Annotated in this window: 18 protein-coding genes; 8 read left to right on the forward strand and 10 right to left on the reverse strand. The window is 72.7% G+C overall.

The genetic code is table 11. The features are described from left to right. Positions 1-369 precede the first annotated feature (369 nt). The 5 genes from KSED_RS13705 to KSED_RS08525 form a co-directional block, all read right to left on the reverse strand. Entirely contained in the window at positions 370-1,362 is a 993-nt protein-coding gene (locus tag KSED_RS13705) for a DUF559 domain-containing protein (protein ID WP_147287744.1), read from the reverse strand. 410 nt (positions 1,363-1,772) lie between these two features. Beyond that, on the reverse strand, positions 1,773-2,033 hold the full coding sequence (gene rpsT, locus KSED_RS08510) for a 30S ribosomal protein S20 (RefSeq protein ID WP_015779692.1): 261 nt from the start codon (positions 2,031-2,033) through the stop codon (positions 1,773-1,775). A 296-nt stretch (positions 2,034-2,329) separates the two neighbouring features. Then, positions 2,330-3,283 (reverse strand): DNA polymerase III subunit delta, encoded by a 954-nt coding sequence (holA, locus tag KSED_RS08515; protein WP_015779693.1) that lies wholly within the window; start codon positions 3,281-3,283, stop codon positions 2,330-2,332. Between the two features lies 1 nt (position 3,284). Continuing rightward, positions 3,285-5,582 carry an ATP-dependent DNA helicase gene (locus KSED_RS08520; RefSeq protein ID WP_015779694.1) on the reverse strand — a complete coding sequence of 766 codons (2,298 nt, stop codon included), beginning with the start codon at positions 5,580-5,582 and terminating at the stop codon, positions 3,285-3,287. 85 nt (positions 5,583-5,667) lie between these two features. After that, positions 5,668-8,424 (reverse strand): MGH1-like glycoside hydrolase domain-containing protein, encoded by a 2,757-nt coding sequence (locus tag KSED_RS08525; RefSeq protein ID WP_143827365.1) that lies wholly within the window; start codon positions 8,422-8,424, stop codon positions 5,668-5,670. Positions 8,425-8,522: 98 nt separating this feature from the next. On the opposite strand from KSED_RS08525, the gene KSED_RS13710 reads away from it, so the two are divergent. The 7 genes from KSED_RS13710 (at position 8,523) to KSED_RS08560 (ending at position 17,235) form a co-directional block, all read left to right on the forward strand. Next, complete coding sequence (locus tag KSED_RS13710) at positions 8,523-9,224, forward strand: hypothetical protein (protein WP_015779696.1); 702 nt, start codon at positions 8,523-8,525, stop codon at positions 9,222-9,224. A 227-nt stretch (positions 9,225-9,451) separates the two neighbouring features. Further along, the gene (locus KSED_RS15100) at positions 9,452-10,717 is read left to right on the forward strand and encodes a prenyltransferase/squalene oxidase repeat-containing protein (protein WP_178075341.1); all 1,266 of its coding nucleotides are present in this window, start codon (positions 9,452-9,454) and stop codon (positions 10,715-10,717) included. Between the two features lie 5 nt (positions 10,718-10,722). Beyond that, positions 10,723-11,916, forward strand: coding sequence for a hypothetical protein (locus tag KSED_RS15105; RefSeq protein ID WP_178075339.1), 1,194 nt, complete (start codon positions 10,723-10,725; stop codon positions 11,914-11,916). A 66-nt stretch (positions 11,917-11,982) separates the two neighbouring features. Next, positions 11,983-13,365, forward strand: a complete 1,383-nt coding sequence (locus tag KSED_RS13725) for a hypothetical protein (RefSeq protein ID WP_015779699.1) — start codon at positions 11,983-11,985, stop codon at positions 13,363-13,365. Beyond that, positions 13,341-14,651: a CbiQ family ECF transporter T component gene (locus KSED_RS08550; protein ID WP_015779700.1), complete on the forward strand. Its 1,311-nt coding sequence runs from the start codon at positions 13,341-13,343 to the stop codon at positions 14,649-14,651. Before KSED_RS13725 ends, KSED_RS08550 begins: the two co-directional genes overlap by 25 nt. Next, positions 14,648-16,390 (forward strand): ABC transporter ATP-binding protein, encoded by a 1,743-nt coding sequence (locus KSED_RS08555; RefSeq protein ID WP_015779701.1) that lies wholly within the window; start codon positions 14,648-14,650, stop codon positions 16,388-16,390. The genes KSED_RS08550 and KSED_RS08555 overlap by 4 nt, the downstream gene beginning before the upstream one ends. After that, positions 16,387-17,235, forward strand: coding sequence for an ECF transporter S component (locus KSED_RS08560; protein ID WP_081439807.1), 849 nt, complete (start codon positions 16,387-16,389; stop codon positions 17,233-17,235). The genes KSED_RS08555 and KSED_RS08560 overlap by 4 nt, the downstream gene beginning before the upstream one ends. Positions 17,236-17,420: 185 nt before the next feature. Here the strand turns inward: KSED_RS08560 and hflX are convergent, their stop codons facing one another. From hflX to KSED_RS08575, 3 genes are all read right to left on the reverse strand, one after another. After that, positions 17,421-18,974 carry a GTPase HflX gene (gene hflX, locus KSED_RS08565; RefSeq protein ID WP_015779703.1) on the reverse strand — a complete coding sequence of 518 codons (1,554 nt, stop codon included), beginning with the start codon at positions 18,972-18,974 and terminating at the stop codon, positions 17,421-17,423. Between the two features lie 141 nt (positions 18,975-19,115). After that, positions 19,116-20,030 carry a M15 family metallopeptidase gene (locus KSED_RS13730; RefSeq protein WP_143827367.1) on the reverse strand — a complete coding sequence of 305 codons (915 nt, stop codon included), beginning with the start codon at positions 20,028-20,030 and terminating at the stop codon, positions 19,116-19,118. Between the two features lie 100 nt (positions 20,031-20,130). Continuing rightward, positions 20,131-21,774 (reverse strand): alkaline phosphatase D family protein, encoded by a 1,644-nt coding sequence (locus KSED_RS08575; protein WP_015779705.1) that lies wholly within the window; start codon positions 21,772-21,774, stop codon positions 20,131-20,133. 110 nt (positions 21,775-21,884) lie between these two features. Between KSED_RS08575 and KSED_RS08580 the strand changes: the two genes are divergently transcribed. After that, the gene (locus tag KSED_RS08580) at positions 21,885-22,568 is read left to right on the forward strand and encodes a class I SAM-dependent methyltransferase (RefSeq protein WP_015779706.1); all 684 of its coding nucleotides are present in this window, start codon (positions 21,885-21,887) and stop codon (positions 22,566-22,568) included. Positions 22,569-22,630: 62 nt separating this feature from the next. Here the strand turns inward: KSED_RS08580 and KSED_RS08585 are convergent, their stop codons facing one another. Further along, positions 22,631-23,800 (reverse strand): GNAT family N-acetyltransferase, encoded by a 1,170-nt coding sequence (locus KSED_RS08585; protein WP_015779707.1) that lies wholly within the window; start codon positions 23,798-23,800, stop codon positions 22,631-22,633. Positions 23,801-23,876: 76 nt separating this feature from the next. After that, entirely contained in the window at positions 23,877-24,845 is a 969-nt protein-coding gene (gene miaA / locus KSED_RS08590; RefSeq protein WP_015779708.1) for a tRNA (adenosine(37)-N6)-dimethylallyltransferase MiaA, read from the reverse strand. Between the last annotated feature and the right edge of the window lie 5 nt (positions 24,846-24,850).

The following is a 24,850-nucleotide window of genomic DNA, read 5'->3' on the forward strand; positions in this document are numbered from 1 at the left end:
GCGGGGGTGCGGGTGGTGCGGGTCATCTGGGTCGTGCGCGTCGTGCGGGTCATCTCGTGCGGTCTGCTCGGTGCCTGCCTGCCGCCCCGGCCTCGTGCCGCCGAGCGCCCCGACATGAAAAAGCCCCTCGCGCAAGGAGGGGTGGCCGCGACGCGGTGTGCGTACGCGGCTAGCGAAGGAGCAGAGTGTCCGCCGACATGGGGTCAGCGTAGCGCAGAGACACACTGAGCTGCTGCGGGCGGCGAGGTGGGAGCTTCACCACTCGAACGCCACACAGGAGGAACCGTCCCCCTCAGCGGGAACTCCACCACTCCGACGCCACACAGTAGGGAACCTCCCCCTCCGCGGGAGTTCCAGCCAACGGGGACGTCACCACTCCCCCGGGCCCGTTTCCACGCCGGCACCAGTACCCCGGCACCGGCGGCAGGCAGTGGCCCCCGAGAGCCACCCCGCATGGCGCAGCATCAGCGCCACGTCCCGCGCCACCGCGCAGGGGTCGCTGACCACGTCGTGCCACCCGAACCGCAGCGTCGCCCACCCGTCCAGCTGGTTGACGTTGTCGCGTCGACGGTCACGGAAAGCGCCCTCCCCCACGTGACCGAGCCGGCCGTCCAGCTCCACCACCACGCGCTGTGCCTCATAGGCCACGTCCACTCGTCCCGTCCCGACGCCCCCGTCCGCCGACCTGACGGGGCGAGGAAGCTGCTGCGCCATCCGCGGCAGTCCGTGCGGACGATGCACCTCATTCACGTAACGTCGCTCCAACTCGGACGCCGTCCCGTGGGCCGCATCCCGCAACGCCGCCACGATGAGGGCGCGCCCCTTCAACCGACCACGTTCGCCGAGCCGCTCCAGGAGCCGCACGGGGGTGGTGCGCCGCGAACCCACTGCCCGGCACAGCCAGGTGAACAGTTGGTCGTCGCCGACGCCCTGCACCACATCGAGCACGGTGTCGTCCACACGGGTCATCCGCACGGTGCCCGGGAGGGAGGGCAGTCTCTCGCCCGGTGACTCCCGTCGGATGCGGATCCCCGGCGGTGGGCTCAGCACAGCCTTCTGCGGCACGAGCAGGCTCAGGCCACTCGGTTCGGCGGCCCACCCCTGCTCGTGGGCGGCGCTCAGTCCCCCGAGCCGCGCCTCCGGCCAACGAGCCAGCGCTGCAGCAACCCGCACCTTCCACGGGACCAGACCGCACACGTACCACTCCCGGGAGCGGCTGCTGCCCCGGTCCGCGAGGAACCTCAGGCACTCGACGGTCGGGGTGGTCCAGTAGACCCCGGGCAGGAGCCGCGGCCACCGCTGGGCAGCGCGCTGGAACACACTCTCCGGGATGCCAGCGGCGCGGGCCTCGGAACGGGTCACGAGTCCGTGCCGCGAGTGCGCAATCGGCAGGAGCGCTTCGTAGGTCACCGGATCCACCGCCACAGGGCACCAGATGCGGAAGGCTCCCCGCGCTGGTCTGGCGCTCTCGCTGTGGACACGCAGAGCGCTCGATCGTCACCGCGACGATGCCTGTGAGTGTGCGAGGTGGTGGGTGCGACGTGGTGGTTGGTCACGGCGCGTGAGTGGGTGTGGCGCGGAGAGCGGGAGGTTCCCCACACCATCGCTACACAGTGGGAAAACTCCCCCACAGCGGGAACTTCCATGCCCTGAACGGCCGGTTCGACGGGCGGTGCGCCGGAGCGGGGCACCGCTGAGGGGCGGCCCCCAGGGCACACGAACGGGGCGGCCACCCGAAGGTGACCGCCCCGTCAGGCGCGTGCGGCGTCAGCTCAGAGAGCCGCGGCCCGCTTCGCCATGGCCGACTTCTTGTTGGCGGCCTGGTTCTTGTGGATCACGCCCTTGCTCACGGCCTTGTCCAGCTTCTTGCTGGCCGTCTGCAGCGCGTCCTGCGCCGCGGTGGCGTCGCCCGACTCGGCGGCGGCACGGAACTTGCGGATCCAGGTGCGCAGCTCCGACTTGTACGCGCGGTTGCGCTCGGTGCGCTTCGCGTTGGTCAGAACGCGCTTCTTCTGCGACTTGATGTTCGCCACGTGGGTCTCTCCCAATGAGGTCGTTGATGTTTGAGTCACTGCGCTCCCCACCGTCCACGTCGAGATCACTCGATGGTGTGGCGTCGCGGGGTGACGCTAGAGGGCGAGAGCATTCGCTCGGGACCGGACGTGGGGATGCCCGTGGTTGAGCGGTACTCGCAAAGCTTGGCCGTCGCGCACGACCCTCTGGCGCGCTGGCAACGCCGGACAGGCTACCGCATCACCGCCGATGCGCCAGCATCCCGCACCGTGGCGCCCGCCGAATCCAGGCCTCCGCGCCACAGCCCCCCGGCCCCTCAACCGTGCAGCCGGCAGATCTCGTCCACCACCCGCTCCACCGCCGAGTGCGGGTCCCGCGCCGCACCCTTCACCTCGTGGTCACACCGCGCCAGGGCCGTCACCGCCGCGCCGAGCCGCTCCCCGTCCCAGCCCCTCATCATCCGCCGTGCCTTGTCCACCATGAACGGCGCCATGCCCAGCTCCTTGGCAACCTGCGCCGACCCGCGGTTCCCCGCCGAGGCCACCAACCCGATCTGCCGCGCCTGCCCGGCCATCACCGCCACGATCGGCACCGGGTCCAGCCCGCCGATCATCGCGTGCCGCACCAGCCGCAGGGCCTCGGCCCGCTGCCCGGTGAAGGCCGCCTCGGCCACCTTGAAGCCCGTCGTCTCCACCTTGCCCCCGTGGTAGAGGTTCACCTCCTCGGTGGTGACCGTCCCCTCGGTGTCCGCGATCAGCTGGGCACACGCCGCCGCCAGGGTGCGCGCGTCCCCTCCGGCCGCGGCCACCAGCACCTCGACGGCATCGCTGTCGATGCGGCGCCGCGCCACCCGGAACTCCTTCTGCACGAAGTTCGCCTTGTCCCCGTCCCGCTTCAGCGCCGGCGCCTCGATGGTGTGCGCGTGCGCCCGCGCCATCGCGTCCAGCACCCGCTTGTGCTTGGTGCCCGACCGGTGCGAGACCACCAGCACGTTCCCCTCGCCGGGGTCGGCCACCGCCGCGGCCACCTCGTCGCCGAGCTGCTCGCCGGCCACCTCGAAGTTCCGCACCACCACCACCGTCCCGCCCCCGAACAGGCTGGGACTCAGCGCCATCGCCACGTCCCCCGGGGTATGGGCCTCCGCCTGCACGCGCACCACGTCGACCTCCGGGTCCACGGCCCGCGCCGACTCCACCACCTGCTCGACGGCACGGTCGATCAACAGGTCCTCGGGGCCCTTGATCAGCACCAGCGGGGGCAGCGCGGCCATGTCAGTCCTCCTCCGGTGCGGCGTGCTCGGCCTCTTCACGCGGCCCACCCGACGGCTCGGTCAGGCTGAGCTCCAACAGCTCGATGCGGGCGGCCACCCCGTCCGGCGCACGGTCGACGGCCCGCGCCACGTCCTCGATGCGCGCGACCCCCGCCTCGTCCCGCGCGGCTTCCACCGCTGTGGCCAGCGCCTCGTCGTCCGCAGCCGTCCACGCCTCGCCACCGGTCACGGCGGTCCGCGCCGAGCGCGACACCGGCGGTGCCCCGGCCCGACCGCTGCCCACCAGGGCACGGGCCGCGACCTCGGCCACCGGCAACGGCTCGGGTGCCGTGGCGTCCAGCCGCTGCAACGCGCCCAGCACCAGCGCCCGGTCCTGGGTGGGCCAGAAAGGCGGCAAGCTCTTCTGCAGGAAGCCGGCGTACCGGGCGGTGACCATGCGCGGGTCGAGGAAGGCCACCACCCCGCGGTCGTCGGCCCGGCGCACCAGGCGTCCGCTGCCCTGCGCCAGACGCAGTGCTGCGTGGGTCGCGGAGACGGCCATGAACCCGTTGCCCCCGTTCCGCGCGATCGCCTGCGAGCGCGCGGAGCTGAGCGGGTCGTCCGGGCGCGGGAAGGGGATGCGGTCGATCAGCACCAGCTGGCAGGCCGACCCGGGCACGTCGACGCCCTGCCACAGCGACAGCGTGCCGAACAGGCAGGTCCGCGCGTCCGCGGCGAAGCGGCGCACGAGCGTGGGCAACTGATCCTCGCCCTGGCACAGCACCTCGAACTCGTCCCCCAGCCGCTCGCGCATCTCGTCGGCGGCGGCGCGGGCGGCCCGCATCGAGGAGAACAGGCCCAAGGTGCGCCCGCCGGCGGCCCGGATGAGGGCCTCGATCTCGTCCACCTGCTCCGGCGCCGTGCCGTCACGCCCCGGCGCGGGGAGGTGCCCGGCGACGTAGGCCATGGCCTGCTTGGGGTAGTCGAAGGGGCTGCCGACGTCCACCCCGTTCCACGACGGCGCCCCGGCCCCGAGCAGCCCGAGCGTGCCGGCCAGTGCATCGAAGGAGCCGCCGAGCTCCAGGGTGGCCGAGGTCATCACCACGGTGCGCTCGGTGAAGACCTTCTCGCGCAGCAGCATCGCCACACTCATGGGCGCCACCCGCAGCACGTTGCGGCGCTGGTTCGAGCGGCCGTCCGGAGCCACCCACACCACGTCGAGCTCCCGCTCCTCCAGCAGCCGCTGCGCGACGTCCCCCACCTCGTCCACGGCGGCCCGGGCTGTCTGCTGCGGTCCGTCGGCCTTCTCCCCCTTCTCGGGCTTGAGGTCCGTGCTCACGCCGCGGGCGGCATCGCGCAGCACCACCAGCGCGTCGGCGAGTGCGTCCGGCAGGCTCCGCAGGGTGCCCTCGGGCAGGGGGTCCAGCGCCTGGGACAGTGCCTCCTCGGCTTCCTCCAGCCGGTCGGTGTCCGCGAACTTGCCGGCCTTGCGCGCCGCGATCGCCACCGTGCCCGGCGTGAGCTCGTCGGTGGCCACGCCGGTCACGCGGTCCACCAGCTCGTGGGCCTCGTCGACGACCAGCAGGTCGTGCTCCGGCAGCATCGACCGCCCCTCGATGGCGTCGATCGCCAGGAAGGCGTGGTTGGTCACGATGACGTCCACGTCCTTGGCGGCCTCCCGCGAGAGCTCGACGAAGCACTCCGAGGCCACCGGGCAGCGGGAGGCGCCGAAGCATTCGCGGGCCGAGACCGACACCTGGCGCCAAGCCCGGTGGGAGACGCCCGGCACCAGCTCGTCACGGTCGCCGGACTCGGTGATCTGCGCCCACTCGCGCAGCCGGACGACCTCCTCCCCCAGCGCCGAGCGGTCCGCGTCCACCTGCCCCATCGAGACCAGAGCGTCGGCGTCGTCGTCCGGGAAGCCACCCAGCAGCTTGTGCTGGCAGAGGTAGTTGTTGCGCCCCTTCACCAGGGCGTAGGTGATGGGGCGACCCATCTCCGAGCGCAGCGCCTCGGCCACGCGGGGCAGGTCACGGTCCACGATCTGCGCCTGCAGGGCGAGCGTCGCAGTGGCCACGACCACGGGCTTGCCGGTGGCCACCGCGTGCGCCACGGCGGGCACCAGGTAGGCCAGGGACTTGCCCGTGCCGGTTCCGGCCTGCACCAGCAGGTGCTCGGAGGTGTTCACCGCCCGGGCCACCTCCGCCGTCATGCGCGCCTGCCCCTCCCGGGGCGAACCTCCCACCGCCGCAACGGCTTCGGTCAGCAGGTCGCCGACCTCGTGCGAGCCGAGTGCGGTGGGCGAGGTGGCGACGGGCATGGGAGAACTCTAGGTCGTCACCCGCCAGCAGGTCCCGCCGCCGGTGCGCACTGTGGACCGTGGGAGCCGACCGGCCCCGCCCCGGTCAGTCCTGTGGACCGTGGGCGCAGATGAGGTGAGCCACCAGCGCGGTCCACCCGCACTGGTGCGAGGCGCCCAGCCCCACGCCGGTGTCGCCGTCGAAGTACTCGCTGAACGTGGGGTGGACGTCCCACAGCTCGCCGGCGGGGTGGTGGGTCGGCGTGCCCGGGCGACGGCCGTCCCCATCGGGTAGGAAGAGCGACACCAGCCGCCCGCGCAGGTCGGCCGCGATCTCGCTGAGCGGCACCTGCTGCCCGGACCCGGTGGGGAACTCCTGCGTGGCCGACGGGTCCGCCTCGGCCATCACGGCCAGCGCGTCCAGCAGCAGCAGGTTGGTCGGGAACCAGATCGGCCCGCGCCAGTTCGAGTTGCCGCCGAACATCGCGTTGTCCGAGACGCCCGGGGTGTAGTGCAGCTCGAAGTCCCGTCCGTCGAGGGTCGCGGAGACCCCCTCGCGGTGGGCGGCCGACAGCGAGCGCAACCCGAACGGCGAGAGGAACTCCCCCTCATCGAGCATGCGGGACAGGATCCGCGCCCGGCGCTCAGCACCCACCAGGGTGAGCATCGCCGACCGGTCCTCCTCGCCGCCGAGCACCACCAGCCCCTTGGTCAGATGGGGGCGACGCTCCTGCAGCCAGTCCACCTCGGCGTGGAAGCCGTGCAGCTCGCTCCACACCCAGGTCGGCACCACGCCCACGGCCATCAGCGGCAGCAGGCCCACGGTCGAGCGGACCTTCAGCTGCTCGGCCGTCCCCTCGGGGGTCACCAGCGAGTCGTAGAAGAAGCCGTCCTCGCCGTTCCACAGCGTTACGCCCCCGGAGCCCGGGGACTCCATCGCCCGGTCGATCCGCAGGAAGTACTCGAAGAAGGTGGTGCAGGCCCCGTCCCAGGAGGCGTCCTCGCGGCTCAGCTCGAGGGCCACCCGAAGCATCGACAGCGAGAAGAAGGCCATCCAGCTGGTGGCGTCGCTCTGCTCCAGGCGCACCCCTTCGGGCGTGGCCGAGCGGTCGAAGAAGGCGATGTTGTCCATGCCCAGGAAGCCCCCGGTGAACAGGAACGAGCCCTCCGGGTCCTTGCGGTTGACCCACCACTGGAAGTTCATCATCAGCTTGGTGAAGGTCTGCACCAGGAAGCCGCGGTCCCAGGCGCCGTCGAGCCGGTAGACCTGCCAGCAGGCCCAAGCGTGCACCGGCGGGTTGGTGTCGCCGAAGTCCCACTCGTAGGCCGGGAGCTGCCCGTTGGGGTGCTGTGCCCACTCACGCACCATGAGCACCAGCTGCGCCTTGGCGAACGCCGGGTCGACGTGCGCCATCGCGACGGTGTGGAAGGCCGTGTCCCAGGTGGCGAACCACGGGTACTCCCACTCGTCCGGCATCGAGATGACGTCGGCGAGGTCCAGGTGGCTCCAGTCGGTGTTCCGGCCGGTGGCCGCGGTCTGGCGGGCGGCCGGCGGCGGGGGGGATGCGGGGTCGCCCTCCAACCACTGGCTCACCGAGTAGCGGTAGAGCTGCTTGGCCCACATCAGTCCGGCGAACGCGCGGCGGGCCACATGCCTCTCCTCGTCGCTGACCGTGGCGGGGATCACCTCGCCGTAGAACTCGTCGGCCTCCGCCCGGCGCGCGGCGAGCACCTCCTCGATGCCGTCGAGCGTCACCCCCCGCTGGGCTCCCCAGGCCGAGGGCATGGGTGCCGCGACGGCGGCCGGGCGCTCCGGGTCGCCGGTGGCCGGGGCCATGCCGGCCAGGCGCACGTCCACGCTGACCGACTGCCCGGGCTCCACGGCCTCGAACACGAAGTGCCAGGCGCACTTGGTGCCGGTCTGCTCCGGGTTGCCCGCGCCCTGCCCGTGCACCACCGCGCGGTCCACCGCGTTCTTCGGATAGGGACTGCCGGTGGACTCGGCGCCGAACACTGCCGCCTCGTCGGTCTCGTTTTCGCAGAAGATCATCGATGCCGGAGCGTTGCCCTGACCGTCGACGGCCGTCGCCTCGTAGGTGCCGAGCCACTCGTGCTCGGCGCGCACGCGCGCTGCCGACACCGCATCGTCGCCGTCGGCGCCCGTCCGGCGCAGGCTGGGCCGCCGATCGTCGCGGCCCCAGGACCAGGTGTTGCGGAACCACAGCTGTGGCACCAGGTGCACCGGGGCGGCCTCGGGACCGTGATTCGTGGCGATGATGCGCACCACGACGTCGGTCTCGCTGGCCTTGGCGTGCTGCACCTCGACGTCGAAGAAGCGGTTGCCCTCCAGCAGGCCCAGGTCGGCGAGCTCCACCTCGTCGTCGGCGAAGCCCGCGGCGGCGTTGCGCTCGACGAGCTCGCTGTAGGGGAACGCGGCCTGCGGGTAGCGGTAGAGGTAGGAGCTCCAGGAATGGGTGGGGGTGGCGTCCTGCGCCCACCAGTACTCCTTGGCGTCCTCGCCGTGGTTGCCCTGCGGGCCGGACAGCCCGAACAGGCGCTCCTTCAGGCGGTCGTCCTGCCCGTTCCACAGGCCCAGCCCGAGGTTCAGGAAGCCGAAGCGGTCGCTGATCGCCGCCAGGCCGTCCTCACCCCATCGGTAGGCGCGCTGGTGGGCGTGGTCGAAGGGGAAGTAGGTCCAGGCGTCCCCGTCGGCGGAGTAGTCCTCGCGCACGGTCCCCCACTGCCGTGCGGCGGTGTACGGCCCCCACAGCCGCCAGGGATCGTCCTGTCCCGGGGACTGTTCGAGGCGCTGGTGCTCGGCGGAGGTCCTGGGCTGGTCCGGCATCGGAGGCTGCTGGGTCACGTGGCACAAGTCTGCCAAACCAAACCGGCGCACACCGCTCTCGCGTGATGTGATTCCCACGACCCCACAGTTCTGCCCGCTCCCCGAGAGGCCCCCTCATGCGCAGCACCACCCTGCTGATCACCGCTGGTCTGCTGACCGCCGCACCGGCGGCTGGCGCGACGCCAGCGAGCCCGCTCCTGTCCGCTTCCGATACCGAGGCGCGCGCGTGCGCCGCGGACAGCGGCGTCACGGTCGTGGTCCAGATGCCGGATGCGACCCACACCGGGTGCGCGAAGGGCGACCCGGCCAGCGGTGAGGAGGCGCTGACCCAGGCCGGTTTCGAGCTGCGCCACGACGACTCCGGCATGGTCTGCGCCATCGGTCGTGAGGACACCTGGTACCCGCAGGAGGGCGAGGAGGGGTGGACCTGCGGGGACTTCGATGGCACTTTCTGGAGCTACTGGACGGCGGACGAGGCGGACCGCCGGTGGACCTCCTCGCAGGTGGGAGCCGCGGAGCACGACCCGGCGGTGGGCGAGGCCATCGGCTGGCGTCACGGGGACGGCCAGCAGGCACCCGAAGGGGGTGTGCCCGTCGCGGCGGAGGCCTCTCGTGGGTCCAGCACCAGCTCCCCCTCCTCTGCATCGGACTCCCCCACGGCGAGCGACGCCGCATCGGACTCCCCCTCCACACAGGACCCTGGGCCGGCCGCAGACGGCGCCGCCCAGGGTGACTCCGCGTGGCGCACCTGGGCCCTGGTCGGCGGTGCCCTGCTGATCGGGGCGGGCGTGGTGGCGGCGGTGCTGCGGAGGCGTTGAGACGCGTTCGACCCTGTCCCGGAGGGCCTGCACGGTGGTAGCCTCGCCGTCGAGGTCCGACGTGGGGAAAGCCGGTGGGAATCCGGCACTGACCCGCAACCGTGAGGCGCGCGCGCCGCAGTCGGATTGCCCGCCCGGACCTCGGCTCACACACCCGCCGAGGTCTGCGGGGAGCCGGTCGCCATCGTCTGGCCACCCGTTCGCAGACCTGGAACGAAAGGCCGACCATGCCCCGTACCCACCGACTGCTTGCTGCCGGGTTTGCAGCCAGCCTCGCTCTCTCCCTGCCCGTGTCCGCTTCGGCCTTCGGCGGGGCGCCCGCCCTGGGCCAGCCGGTGCTGGCCGCCCACCACGCCTCGGAGTCCCACGCCGCGGCCGACTGGATCGTGGCACAGCTGGCCGGTGAGGACCACTTCGCCGCCGGGGGTGACACCGTGGACGCGTTGGTGGCGCTGGCCGCCGCCGGCAACCACGACGACGTCGCCAAGAAGCTGGGTACCTACCTGCAGAACAGCCCGGACGCGAAGGGCTACGCGAGCGTGCAGCCGGGTGCGGCCGCCAAGGTCGTCATCGGCCTTGATGCGGTGTGCATGGACACCAGCGCCTACGACCAGCTGATGACCGCTGACATGGATGCCGAGGGCAACCTGCCCGGCTTCGCCTCGGCCTTCAACCACGCCCTGGTGATCATCGCTCTGGAGCGCTCCGGGCAGGAGATCCCGCCGCAGCTGGTGACCAAGCTGAAGAGCTGGCAGACGGCCGCCGACGGCGGCTTCGAGTACGACGACTTCATGACCGGCGAGAAGGTCTACGACGTCGATGGCGGTGCCATGGGTGCCATGGCCCTGAAGGTGGCCGGCGAGGAGGCCGCGGCTGACCGGGCGCTGGACTCGCTGCGCGCCCACCAGGAGGGTCCGGGCTACTGGCCGAACTACTCGCCGGTGAACTCGACCGGTCTGGTGGTGCATGCGATGGAGATCGACGACCGCGACGTGTCGAAGGCCCAGGCCTGGATGAAGACCCAGCAGCTGACGGATGGCGGTTTCCCGGCCTCCCTGGACGGCGACAAGTCCAACGTGATGGCCACCATCCAGGGCATGCAGGGGATTGCCGGCGCCGGCTACACCAACGCTGACATCGGCTGCGCCACCCCGAGCCCCGAGCCGACCACGCCGGAGCCCACGACGCCCGAACCCACCAGCCCCGAGCCGACCACGCCGGAGCCCACGACGCCCGAACCCACCAGCCCCGAGCCGACCACGCCGGAGCCCACGACGCCCGAACCCACCAGCCCCGAGCCGACCACGCCGGAGCCCACGACGCCCGAACCCACCAGCCCCGAGCCGAGCGAGACCGACCCGACCGGCCCCGTCGTGGACACTGGCGTGACCACCGGTGGCAACGGCGAACTCGCCGTCGCCGCCATGGCGGGTCTGCTGACCCTCGCCGGCGGCACCGTGGCCGCATCCCGCCTGCGCCGCGACGGGAAGTGATGACGATGCGTCGCGCGACTCAGCTGACCAGCTCCATGGGAGCCGCCTCCCTCATCGCCCTGGGCCTGTCCGCCGGCGCTGTGGCCCCGGCGTCGGCGGCTCCGGGCCTGGACCGTGCGTGCAAGGACGGGGAGGGCATCACCGTGGTGGTGCAGGACCCCAACCGGACGGTGACCCGATGCGGCCTGGGTGATGCCGCGAACGGCGCCGAGGCGCTGGAGAACGCGGGCTTCACCATCGACTACCGGGAGCCGGGGTTCATCTGCCGCATCGGCTACCAGGGCACCTGGTTCCCTGGGGGCGACCTGTCGGACGACAAGCCCTGCGTGGAGTTCCCGCCCGGCGGTGGGTACATCTACTGGGCGTACTTCCACACCACCTCCCCCCAGAACCCGTGGACCTACTCGCAGTTCGGCGTGCTGAACCGAGACCCGGCGCTGAACTCCGTGGAGGGGTGGCGGTGGGGCACCGGCCAGGAACAGCCGAACAACGGCACGGTTCCGCCGTACCACGTGGAGCCCAGTCCGGAGCCGACGACCCCGGAGCCCACCACTCCCGAGCCGACGACCCCGGAGCCCACCACTCCCGAGCCGACGACCCCGGAGCCCACCAGCCCCGAGCCGACGACCCCGGAGCCCACCAGCCCCGAGCCGACGACCCCGGAGCCCACCAGCCCCGAGCCGACGACCCCGGAGCCCACCAGCCCCGAGCCGACGACCCCGGAGCCCACCAGCCCCGAGCCGACGACCCCGGAGCCCACCAGCCCCGAGCCGACGACCCCGGAGCCCACCAGCCCCGAGCCGACGACCCCGGAGCCCACCAGCCCCGAGCCGACGACCCCGGAGCCCACCAGCCCCGAGCCGACGACCCCGGAGCCCACCAGCCCCGAGCCGACGACCCCGGAGCCCACCAGCCCCGAGCCGACGACCCCGGAGCCCACCAGCCCCGAGCCGACGACCCCGGAGCCCACCAGCCCCGAGCCGACGACCCCGGAGCCCACCAGCCCCGAGCCGACGACCCCGGAGCCCACCAGCCCCGAGCCGACGACCCCGGAGCCGAGTGAGACCGACCCGACCGGCCCCGTCGTGGACACCGGCGTGACCACCGGTGGCAACGGCGAACTCGCCATCGCCACCCTTGCCGGCCTGCTCGCACTGGCCGGAGGAACTGTCGCCGCGACGCGCCTGCGCCGCCGCTGATCCCCCCTGCCCCGCCGCGTCCCCCCGACGCGGCGGGGCCCCTCCTTCCCCCTCCCGGAGACCCGCATGACCACTCCTGCCGACCGCGCCCCACACAACTCCCCCCGCCTGACCGGCACCCTGGGGAGGGTTCTCACCGCGGCCGTCCTGGTCTCAAGCGCCACGGTGGCGGGCCCCACCTGGTCGCAACCGGCCCACGCCGCCGGAAAGCCGGGCGCCTGCGCCAAGGGCGAGGGGGTCACCGTCATCGTGCAGGACCCCAACAACAACGTCATGCGCTGCTCGCCGGGCGACCCCGCCAACGGCGAGGAGGCCCTCAAGGGGGCCGGCTTCACCATCGTGCACAACTACTCGGGCCTGATCTGCCAGATCGGCTACGGGGACATCATGTACCCGCAGGAGTGCCCCCAGCTGCCGATGCCCTACTGGTCCTACTGGCAGGCCCAGCACCCGGGCGACAGCTGGTACTACTCCGACTGGGGCGCCATCACCTACGACCCCGACATCGACGACTTCGAGGGGTGGCGCTTCGGCGTCGGCCACACGACCCCGAACAACGGCATCGTGCCGCTGTACGCCGGGCAGAGCGGACCGCAGCCCGCCCCGGCGCCGCCGGAGAACATGCCTCGTGGCGTGGTGCCTTCGGGCGACTCCGGCGTCAACGACGGCAGCTGGGACGGCGGGGACTACTCCGACGGTGACCCCAACCACCCCGGGGAGACGTTCACGCCCTCTCCCACCACCACGGCACCGGCCCCCACCTCACCGCCGACGTCGTCCCGGCCGGACCCCACGACATCGCGGCCGACCACGAAGTCACCCCAGCCCACCCGCACGGACGCGCCGCGGTCAACTGCCCCCCGCCCGACCAGTGCACCGAAGACCTCCGCACCGAAGCCATCCGAGGAGGCGACCTCCCGCCCCGCTGGCACGGACGCTCCGCCGAAGTCCTCCACCGAAGGCTCCACCAGCAGCAGGTCGACCGGTGGCTCCGCCCCACGCTCCTCCGGAGAGGCCACCGACGACACGTCGGTTCGGTCTTCCCCCCAACCCACCGCACCGGGCACAGCGGACTCCGGCCCCACCGGGCCGGCGCAGGCAGGGACCCCTGAGGCCGACCGCTCGAGCCAGAACCCCACCGGACAGGAGCGCAGTTCCTCATCGACGTCCGCGGCGACGCCGCCCCAGCCCGCCGCCGGTGAGTCCGAGGCGGATGCTGCCGCGAACTCATCGCAGAGCCCCTCCAGCAGCAGCCAGCCCGTCCCCACCAGTGAGGCCGCCGCGAGCGACCCCGCCGCCCCCGTCGGCGAGCCCACGCGCAACGAGAACGCCGCCGGGCCGTCCGGTGAGGCGCCCGGCTCCGGATACGGCAGCCTGCTGCTGACCGGAGGTCTGTTGGCCGCCGTCGCCGCTGGCGTCGGTGCGTGGCTGCGTTTCGGCCGGAGGTGAGCGCCAGCTACCAAGCACGCCCCTCGCTGCCCGGCCGCACCGCAGCCGGTGGTCAGCGAGAGCGCGAGCGACACGACGGGGACGCCACAGGGCGCGAGCACTCGCCGGCCGGGGACTCCTCAGCCCGCACCGTCGGCCGCCGGCTGCACCCGTGGGCCTGGTGGGTGTGGGCCCTGGGCACCGCCGCCGCGGTCTCCTTGACCACCAACCCCCTTCTGGTGCTCCTGGTTGCCGCCGCCGTCGTGGTGGTCACCTTGGTGAAGCGGTCCGATGACGTGTGGGCACGCAGCATCGCCGCCTACCTCTACCTGGCCGCCGCGATCATCGTCATCCGCGTGTTCTTCCAGATCGTCGTCGGCGCCGACCGGCCCGGCGGGGTGCTGTTCACGCTGCCGGAGATCCCGCTGCCCGAGTGGGCAGCTGGCATCCGCCTGGGGGGACCGGTCCGCACCGAGTTCTTGATCATCACCGTCTACGACGCCCTGCGCCTGGGCACGATGCTGTTGTGCGTGGGCGCCGCGAACGCGCTGGCAAACCCGCGGCGCGCGCTGCGCTCGGTGCCCAGCGCGCTGTACGAGGTGTCCGTGGCCGTGGTGATCGCCCTGACCGTCGCCCCCCAGCTGGTGGTCTCCGCCGTGCAGGCCCGGCGGGCCCGACGGCTGCGCGGGGGCGGCGCGAAGGGGTTGCGGGCGGTGCGGGCGGTCCTGATCCCGGTGCTGGAGAACGCCGTCGAGCAGTCCATGGCCCTGGCCGCCGGCATGGAGTCCCGCGGCTTCGGTCGAACTCGCACCGGACGGGGGCGGTGGCTGGTGACCGTGCTGGTGCTGGCCGCGGCCAGCCTCATCGCCTACGGCGTGTTCATGGTGCTCGGCAGCCCTGGCGGACTGATGACGGTGCCCTACCTCCCGCTGTGGACGGGGCAGCTGGCACTGCCGCTCGGCATCGCCCTGGCGGTGGTGGCGTTCTGGTGGTCCGGTCGCCGCATCCGCACCACGCGCTACCGGCCGGACCCCTGGCGGGCTCCGGAGACCCTTGTGTGTGCCGCCGCGTTGGCCGCACTGGCCGTCATGATGTGGCTCGGCGGGTCGTTCGAGGCGGTGGGTCTGGACACCCCGCTGCGCCAGGCCTGGCTGATCCCCCCGGTGGAGCCGCTCGCCTTCCCCCAGCTCCACCCCTTGATGATGGTGGTGCCAGCCCTCGTGGTGCTGCCTGTGCTGCTGGCCCCGCGCCCACCGGCCGCCATCCGGCGGGCGGCTCGCCTCCACCCGACCGAGGAGTCCTGGTGACCGACGCGATCGTCCTGTCCGCCGTGAGCTTCCGCCACGCCGACTCGCCCCGGCCAGTGCTCGACAGCATCGACCTGACCGTCCGCGAGGGCGACCTGGCGCTGGTGGCCGGCCGTACGGGGGCGGGTAAGTCGACCCTGCTGGGTCTCCTCAACGGCCTGACGCCCCACTTCAGCGGGGGCACCCTCGCCGGCGACGTGCGCGTGCACGGCCGCTCCACCCGCACCCACGCGCCGCGGGACATGGCCGACCTCGTCGGTTACGTCGGCCAGGACCCGCTGGCCGGCTTCGTCACCGACACGGTCGAGGACGAGGTTGCCTACGGCATGGAGCAGCTCGGCATCGGTCCCGAGGCGATGCGCAAACGGGTGGAGGAGACCCTGGACGTGATGGGCATCGCCGACCTGCGGCGCCGGGTGCTGGCCGAGCTCTCCGGCGGCCAGCAGCAGCGGGTCGCCATCGCCTCGGTGCTCGCCGCCCAGCCGCGGGTCCTGGTGCTCGACGAGCCGACCAGCGCCCTTGACCCCACGAGTGCGCAGGACGTGCTCTCGGCGGTCACCACCCTGGTGCACGAGGTGGGCTTGACCGTGGTGCTGGCCGAGCACCGCCTGGAGCGGGTCATGCACGCCGCCGACCAGATGATCTGGGTGCCCGGTGACGGTTCGGTCGTCTCCGGGGACCCACGGGACGTCCTGGCCCGCGCCGAGATCCACCCGCCCTTGTCACGGTTGGCCCGCGCGGTGGGATGGGGATCGGTACCCCTGTCGGTGCGGGAGGCACGACGCCGCATCGCTGATGAGGGAGGGCCGGAGCGGCTGCTCGCCCCGACGGACCAGGGCCCACTCGACGGATCCGTCGCCCCGGCAGGTGCGAGGGCGACCGATGTGGCGTCATCGTCTCGCGCCCTCGAGGCCGAGCCCCCGACCCGGCCTTCACGACGCACGCAGGCTTTGGGACGCCGCACGGCCGCGGGCATCCGGTTAGCCCTGGCGGCCCGCGGCATCCGGGTGGAGCACGGGGACCTGCTGGCCGTGGCCGACGTGGACCTCGACCTCGCCGCCGGCGAGGTGGTGGCGCTGATGGGGCGCAACGGGTCCGGCAAGTCCTCGCTGCTGTGGGCGCTGCAGGGCACCGGCAAGCGGACCGCGGGCCGGGTGCGCACTGGCGACGGCTCCGACCCGAGTGACCTGTCCCCCGCCGAAGCCCGACGGCACGTCACCCTGGTGCCGCAGGAGGCCAGCTCGCTGCTGTGGTTGGAGTCGGTGGACGCCGAGCTCGCCCAGGCCGACCAGGAGTCCGGGGCTGCGCCGGGCAGCGGGTGGCAGGTGCTGGAGCGGCTGGGAGTCCCCCTGCCGGGCGACGCCCACCCCCGGGACCTGTCCGAGGGGCAGCGGCTGGCCCTGGTTCTGGCCATCCAGCTCACCGCGGCCCCGGACGCGGTGCTCCTGGACGAGCCGACGCGCGGCCTGGACTATGCCGCCAAGGACCACCTGGGCACGATGCTGAACACCCTGGCCGCCGACGGCGCCACCGTGGTGGTGGCCACCCACGACGTCGAGTTCGCCGCCGGGGCCACCACCCGGATGCTGTTGATGGCCGACGGCGACCTGGTGGCCGACGGGCCCACCGCCCAGGTGGCGACCAGCTCCCCCACCTTCGCCCCCCAGGTGTCCAAGGTGTTCGCACCGCACCACGTGTTGACCACCGAGCAGCTGCGCCCGGCACAGGGGACGGCATGAGCAGCCCTGTGTCCACCTCAGGCGTCCAGCCGGTCGAGGGCGACCGCTCGCCCGTGCGGGAGGTGCGCGGCCGCATCGAGAGCCGGGCGGTCCACATCGACCTGCGTGGTGCGGTGATGTTGGCTTTCGTTGCCGTGGTCGGCCTGCTCGCCTTCACCTGGCCGCTGCTGGTCACGCCCGACTCGTCCCTGGCGGGGTCCACCCAGGCGCCGCTGGTGTTCGCGCTGATCCTGCCGGTGGTCATCGGACTGGCCCTGAGCGAGCTGACCGGTGAGGGCATGGACGTCAAGGCGTTGGCGATGTTGGGGGTGCTGTCCGCGGTGGGTGCGGTGCTGCGCCCCCTGGGTGCCGGGACGGCCGGCATCGAGACGGTCTTCTTCCTGCTGGTGCTGGGCGGGCGCGTGTTCGGGCCGGGATTCGGCTTCATTCTGGGCAACACCACGCTGTTCGCCTCGGCGCTGCTGACCGCCGGAGTGGGGCCGTGGCTGCCCTTCCAGATGATCAGCTCCGGCTTCGTCGGGCTGGGGGCGGGCTTGCTGCCGCGCTGCCGTGGCTGGCTGGAGATCGGGCTGCTGGCGCTCTACGGCATCGTGTCGGCGTTCATGTTCGGCATGTTGATGGACCTGTCCTTCTGGCCCTTCAACCTGGGCACGGGAACCGACGCGTCCTACTCCCCCGACCTGAGCGCCTGGGAGAACCTGCAGCGCTTCTGGGTGTTCAACCTGGCCACCGCGATGGGGTGGAACACCGGCCGGGCGATCACGAACACGGTGTTCATCGTGCTGGTGGGCCCGGCCGTTCTGACGGTGCTGCGCCGCGCCGCTAGGCGCGCCCAGTTCGTCTGACCCCCGGGGTCATCCACGCCCAGGGCGGTCCTCGTTCTGAGCCACCCAGTCGAGTGTCTCCCAGTCGGGGGTCATCTCCGGCTCCCACGCGACATCGGTGTCACCGCTGGAGACCCTCCACCGCACGGCGCCGACAGTCCCGGGGGGGTGTTGACGGCGGCGGGCCAGGAAGGTCAGCCCACGCCTCAGCGCGCCTGCACCACCGGCGTCAGCGCCCCGGCGAGGTCGGCGTTGATGCGCGCCACCAGGTGCGTGCCCTCGGGCAGGTGGCGCTCGGCGAGCACCTCGCCCTCGGAGTGGATGCGGGCCACCAGGTCGCCGCGCTCGTAGGGCACCACCACGTCCACCTCGATGTCGGGGCGCGGCAGCTCGGACTCCACCAGCTCACGGAGCTCGGTGATGCCCTGACCGGTCCGGGCGGAGACGGCGATCGACCGCTTCTCCGTGCGCAGCAGGCGGGCAACCACCTCGGGGTCGGCGGCATCGGCCTTGTTGATGACGATGATCTCGTTCATCGAGTCCGCGCCCTTCTCGTCCAAGACCTCCGAGAGCACCTCGCGCACCGCGGAGATCTGGTTCTCGGGGTCCGGGTGGGAGCCGTCCACGACGTGCAGCACGAGGTCGGCGTCGGCGACCTCCTCCAGCGTGGAGCGGAAGGCCTCCACCAGCTGGTGCGGCAGCGAACGCACGAACCCCACGGTGTCGGCGAGGGTGAACACGCGACCGTCGGCGGTCTCGGTGCGCCGGACGGTCGGGTCCAGCGTGGCGAACAGCTGGTTCTCCACCAGCACCCCGGCCCGGGTCAGGCGGTTCAGCAGCGAGGACTTGCCGGCGTTGGTGTAGCCCGCGATCACCACGGAGGGCACCTGGTGGTCCTTGCGCGAGGAGCGCTTGGTGTCGCGCACCGTCTTCATCTGCGCGATCTGCTTGCGCAGCTTGGCCATCTGGGTGTTGATGCGGCGGCGGTCCAGCTCGATCTTCGTCTCACCGGGTCCACGGGAGCCGATGCCCTCACCGCCGGCGACCCGTCCACCGGCCTGGCGGGACATCGACTCACCCCAGCCACGCAGGCGCGGCAGCAGGTACTGCAGCTGCGCGAGCTCCACCTGCGCACGACCCTCCCGGGACTTCGCGTGCTGGGCGAAGATGTCCAGGATCAGAGCGGTGCGGTCCACCACCTTCACCTTGATGACGTCCTCCAGGGCACGCCGCTGGCTGGGGGCCAGCTCGTCGTCGGCGATGACGGTGTCCGCCCCCTCCGCCGCGACGATGTCGCGGAGCTCTGCGGCCTTGCCCGAGCCCATCCAGGTGGCGGGGTCCGGCTTCTGACGGCGCTGGATCACCCCGGTGAGCACCGTGGACCCGGCCGTCTCGGCCAGCGCGGCCAGCTCGGCCAGGGAGTTCTCGGCCTCCTCGGCGGTGCCCTCGGTCTGCACGTGGGCGAGCACGACGCGTTCGAGCCGCACCTGGCGGTACTCGACCTCGGAGATGTCCTCGAGCTCGGTGGAGAGCGAGTCGATGCGGCGCAGCGCGCGCCGCTCCTCGCGGTCGTACTGCTCACCGTCGTAGTGCTCGCCCTCCCGGTCGTCGTAGCCGTCGGGGTCCTGCGACAGGGCGGCGGCGCGGCGCAGGGCCGGCGGCCCGTCCACCTCATCGACCCCGCGGGGGTCCTGGGGCGTCGCGGTGTTCACCTGGTCCTCGCGCTCGAACTCGGCGGGGGACGTGGGGGTGTGGGTCATGGTCTCCTTCGGTGGGTCAGGTCATGCAGCCTGACACTGTTCAACGCCGCGCGCCACGGATTTCTGCCCGCACCCACCCCGAGCCGATGGGGTGACCCGCCCGGCGCGAGCATGCTGACCCCATCGGACCGGGGGCTGGACTCAGCGCACCAGGCCGGCCCACTGCTCCATCGTCAGGTGGTTGGCGGCCAGGTGCTGGGCGAGGTCCTTGCCCACCCAGCGCCAGTGCCACGCCTCGTACCGGTAGCCCGTCTCGGCCTGGCGCCCCTGCGGGTAGCGCAGCACCCACCCGTGCTCGGCGGCGTGCTCCACCAGCCACTGCCCCCGTTCGCTGTCCGTCACCGGCTGCGGGTACGTGGGCATGTCGGCGATGTCGATCGCCAGCCCCATCTGGTGCTCGCTGCGTCCCGGGGCGGCGACGTAGACCATCAGGTGGTCGGGGTCCTGTTCCTTGAAGTACTCCCAGGTCCGTTCCTGCTCGGCGAACGACCGGTAGGCGGCGTTCAGCCGCAGGTCGATGCCGTCGGCAGCCGCGGCAGCCCGCAGCTCGTCCCAGGCCCGGGACGCCTGCGGCACCAGGCGCATCTCCGCGCCCTGCTTGGCGGCTCCCTCGACGACGACCAGCTCCTCGGGCTCCCACCCCTCGGGGAGCGCGTTGGCCCGGTTGACGATGGTGTGCGGGCCCACCTCGGTGACCGGACGGGGGGTGATGCTCTCGGGGTGCAGGTACTGGCCCTGGAACCGTGCGCCTCCCTCACCGGGACGGGGGTTGGGTGCGGCGTCCTGCGAGGGCTGGGGCGTCGGCGCGGCGCCGTCCCCCTGCGAGGGGGCGGGAGCCTCGTCGGCGGATGGCGCGCTGGTGCCGTCGGACGGCGGCGGGCTGACCCCGTCGGAGGAGGGGGTGCCGCTCGGGCTGCTCGAGTTGCTGGACCCGCTCGGCGGCGGAGGCGACCGGTCCACCATCGCGTCCCCGGCGCACCCTCCCAGCGCCAGACCTGCTGCGAGCAGCAGTCCTGCGCGGACGACGCCGCGCGTTCCCCACCTGTTGGACATCATCGCCTCACCCTAGGGGCCGGGCAGGCGCGAGGGGCGTCCACCGAGCGGTGGATGCCCCTCGCGCGCAACGGGATGCTGTCGCCCACCTGTCGGGTGCCTGTCACACCCCGAGCAGCGCGTCCACGCGGGCCCGGGCCGTGCGGAGCGCGGACCCCGTGCTCACACCGGTGTCGATGATGGGGCCGGTCTCAGCCGGCTGCATCTGCCGACTCCACAGCACCGCGCCCTCGGCATCACGCAACGAGGCCGTGAGGACGCCGTCGGAGTCGATGTCCACGTGGCCGAAGAACTGGTTGCCCGCCCGGGGGGACTCACCCGGTTCACCGGCCACCTTCTGGAACTCCACCCGGGGCCCGAACGTGCCGTCGAGGTCGTTGGGGCCGAAGGTGCCGGCGTTGACCGGCCCGGCGACCAGCTCCCAGAAGGGCTCGAAGTCCTTGAACGCCGCGCGGCTCGGGTCGTAGTGGTGCGCAGCGCAGTAGTGCACGTCCGCGGTCACGAAGAGCACACCGCTGATGCCGTGGTGCTTGATGGCGCTCAACAGCACGGCGATCTCCTGCTCCCGTCCCAGCGGACGGCCCGGGTCGGCGTTCCCGACGCCTTCCTGCGCCAGTTCCCCGTCCGGCACCACGAGCCCCAACGGCAGGTCCGCGGCGATGACCTTCCACGTGGCCCTCGACCCGCGCAGCTCGCGGATCAGCCAGTTCAACTGGGAGCGCCCGAGCAACGGAGTGGTCCGGTCCTCGGTGTTCGCAGTGTTGGTTCCCTTGTGCGTGCGCATGTCCACGCTGAACACGTCGAGGTGGCGTCCGCGCCGGATGGTGCGGTGGATGCGGCCCCCACCCGCAGGAGTCCAGAACTTGCGGCCGTGCCCGTCCGCCAGGGGCTGGTACTCGAAGAAGGCCCGGCGGGCTCGAGAAGCCAGGACGTCCACGCGGCGCTCACGGTCGTAGCGCTCGTCGTCGATCACCTCACCGGGGTACCAGTTGTTCGTGGTCTCGTGGTCGTCCCACTGGGCGATCACGGGCACCCGCGAGTACAGGTGTCGCACGTTGTCGTCCACCAGGTTGTAGCGGTGGCGGCCGCGGAACTGCCGCAGGTCCTGGGCCACCTCGGTCACCTCGTCGATCAGGAGGTTGCGCCACACCTGCCCGTCGGCCTCCACCACGGTCTCCTCGAGCGGGCCGTCGGCGTAGATGGTGTCGCCGGAGTGGATGAAGAAGTCGGGTTCGGTGGCGGCCATGGCCGCGTAGGTCCGCATGCCTCCGAGGTCCGGGTTGATGCCCCAGCCCTGACCGGCGGTGTCGCCCGTCCACACGAACGAGGTGGCGCCATCGGTGTGGTCGCCGGTGGTGAAGCTGCCGGTGGCACGTTCCCCCTCGCGCCCCTCCTTGTCGACGAAGCTCACCGTCACCTCGTGCCGCGCCCCGGGGCGCAGACCGGTGAGCTGCACCTTGGCCGTGTGGTCGCGCGAGGCATCGGCCCACGGGCCCTCCAGGCGGCGGGAGCGACCGGTGTCGTCGGTGAGCGTCACCAGCATCCGTCCCGGGACGGACGAGCGTGACCAGACGATGCCGGCATCGGTGCCCACGTCCCCGAACTGCAGGCCGGAGGTCAGCTCGGGGCGGGCGGTGGTGAGTCCCGCGACACCGGGTGCCACCAGGGCGGTGGTGGCCCCGGCAGCGGTGCCGGCCAACAGGGTTCGGCGGGAGACGGCAGGCAGGGTGGAGTGACGAGGGTTCATGCCGGCAGCCTGTCCTTGGCGGGTGTACCGGCGGTGGCCTCGAGGTGGCCACGCGGTGTGCCGGTCATGGCGATCCTGTAAACCCCCGGCCACGGATAGGCTCTGCGGCCATGGCGGACCACTACTTCAGCGCGACCCCCGCGAGCCCCGCCGAGCAGCGCGAGATCACCGTGGAGCTCGCCGGGGAGCGACGCAGGGTGGTCACCGCCGGCGGGGTGTTCTCCGCCGAGCACCTCGACCACGCAACGGCCTTCCTGCTCGATGCCGTGCCGGTGCCCGAGGCGCTCGCGGCGCGCGGCGAGGGCGTGCAGCTGCTCGACATCGGGTGCGGCTGGGGGCCGATTGCCCTCTCCCTGGCCCTCCAGGCACCGCAGGCCACCGTGTGGGCGGCGGAGGTGAACGAGCGCGCCGCCGACCTGGCCCGAGCGAACGCCGCCCGCCTGGGGGTGCTGGCCGAGCGCCCCGGAGCCCCGGGGGTGCACGTGGTGGCCCCGGAGGAGGTGCCCGATGAGGCGCGCTTCGACGGCATCTGGTCGAACCCGCCGATCCGCGTGGGCAAGGAGGCGCTGCACGAGATCCTGGCCCACTGGCTGCCGCGGCTGCGGGCCGACGGCGCGGCCTGGCTGGTGGTGGGCAAGAACCTCGGCGCACCCTCGCTGCAGCGGTGGATCGGCGAGTTGTCCGGCAACTTCAGCCCAGAGGCTTCAGATGGCACCCTTCAGGTGGATTCCTTCACTTGTGACCGGGTGGCTCGCCACAAGGGCTTCTGGGTGCTCGAGGCCCGCCCGGCCTGAACCGGGCGTGGACGGCGGGATGTGCTCGCCCCCGCAACCGGGCGACGCGCGGCGGGCGACGCTCACCCCATCCGCTTCTCCCACACGCCCTCGAGGCTCACCGGACGGAAGCCCAGCGCGGTGTTGATGGCCAGCATGTGCGCGTTCTCCCCGGCGTTCCACGTGTGGATGCGCCGCACCTGCGGCCACTCGGCCACTGCCCGCCGCAGGGCCGCCACCTTCACGAGGGTGCCCAGTCGGTGGCCCCGGTGCTCGGCGGCCACCAGCGTGTCCTCCTGATAGCACGCCTCCGGCCGGCGGCTCGGCGTCGTCAGGTACGTGTAGGCCACCGCCTGCCCCGATGCGGTGTGCCGCGCCATCGCGAACACCGAGCGCATGCCGAGCTCCTCCCGCCGCACGTCGTTCTCCTCGACTCGCTTCGGCGACCACACGGCCTCCTCGCGCTCGGAGTCACCGTGCGGGACGTCGGTGCTCATGCGGCGGTACAGGTCGACCATCCCGCCCACGTGCTCCGGCGGAGTGCGACCGCCCCAGGTCACGACCTCGTACCCGCGGGCGTGGGCCAGCGCGTCGGCCTCCAGGGTCTCGGCCCGGGCGATGCCGTCGGCGGGGTCCAGCTGGGAGTGCACCTCCGTCTGCACCAGCCGGTACCCGTGCCCCAGGGCGAAGGAGCAGGGTGCATCGGTGCGGTCCAGCGTGCCCGCGCCGGTCGGTGCCTCCAGCGCCTCGGGGGACCCGGGCTCGGCCGACCGGTTGTGACCGCTGTAGGTGCCCAGCACGGCGCGGCCGTGCGCCCGGGCGATCCACTCGGCGGCCTCCTGCAGGGCCGACCCCACGCCCCGCCGACGCTCGGACGGCAGCACACCGAGGTCGAGGTCCATCCGGTCGAGGTCTTCCTGGAGCGGGATCCCGCAGTGCACCGACCCGAGAAGACGAACCCCCTCCTCTACCGCGCCCCGCCCGGGGACGAGCGGCAGGCCGGTTTCCGTCTCGCTGGCCCCTGTCAGACCGTCGGGCAGCCGGCTAAGCGCGACGACCATCCAGTGGCGGCGCGAGGCGCCGGGCTGCAGCGCCCGCAACACCCCGTCTGGGCCGTTGCCGGTGAAGTCGTCGTGACCGAGGAGGTCCCGGCTCACCGCGGCGTGCTGCTCCACCAGCTGCTCGGTGAGGTGCGAGGGCGGGGCGTCGGAGGGGGTGGCGTCGAGGACGGCGAGCACGAAGTCGTCGGTCATGGCGCCCACCCCATCACCACCGGGCACCGCTCGGCCACGCATTTTCCGCGCCGGATCCGCCCCGTGCTCGCACCGCTCAGCCGCGACCGGCCGCCTGCACCACGGCGAGGGCCTGCTCCACCATGTCCGGTGCGTCGTGCTCCAGCCAGTGGATGCGCGGGTCCGGCCGGTACCAGGCACGCTGCCGCCGGGCCAGGCGCCGCGTGCCCTGCTGGGTGTCGGCGATCGCCTCGGCCTGCGTCATCTCCCCGTCGAGCTGCGCGAGCGCCTGGGCGTACCCGATGGCACGCCGCGCCGTCCGCCCAGGACCGGCCCGCAGGCCGGCGGCGTCCAGGGCCCTCGCCTCCTCGAGCAGGCCCGCGGCCCACATCCGCTCCACCCGGGCGTCGATGCGGGGGTGCAGCACCGCATCGTCGGCCCGCAGCCCGATGAGGACGCTCGGCACGAGGAACTCGCGCGTCGGCATCGTCGAGGAGAACGGCCGCCCGGTGAGCTCGATGACCTCCAGCGCGCGCACCACCCGTCGTCCATTCCGCGGCTCGATGCCGCCGGCGGCCCGGGGATCCAGTCGCTCCAGCTCCGCGAACAGCACCTCCACCCCCTCGGCCTCGAGGCGGGCCTCCAGGGCTGCCCGCACCGCCGGGTCCGTGGGCGGGATCTCGAGCCGGTCCAGCAGCGCCCGCACGTAGAGCCCGGTGCCGCCCACCACCACGGGCACGTGCCCCCGCTGCCGGATGCCGGCGATGTCCTGGCGCCCCGCGGACTGGAAGCGCGCCACGGTCGCCTCCTGCGTCACGTCCAGCACGTCCAGCTGGTGGTGCGGGATCCCGCGGCGCTCGGCCACCGGCAGCTTGGCGGTGCCGATGTCCATGCCCCGGTACAGCTGCGAGGCGTCGGCATTGACCACCTCACCGGCGAGCCGCTCCGCCAGCGCCAGCCCCAGGTCCGACTTGCCGGTGGCGGTCTGCCCGACCACGGCCACGATGGGGGTAGGCCCGGCCAGCGGGTGGTCCGGGGTCGGGCGGGAGGCGGTGGCGTTTGGCATCGGGC

Origin of the sequence: Kytococcus sedentarius DSM 20547 (assembly GCF_000023925.1) — a bacterium.
GTDB lineage: Bacteria > Actinomycetota > Actinomycetes > Actinomycetales > Dermatophilaceae > Kytococcus > Kytococcus sedentarius.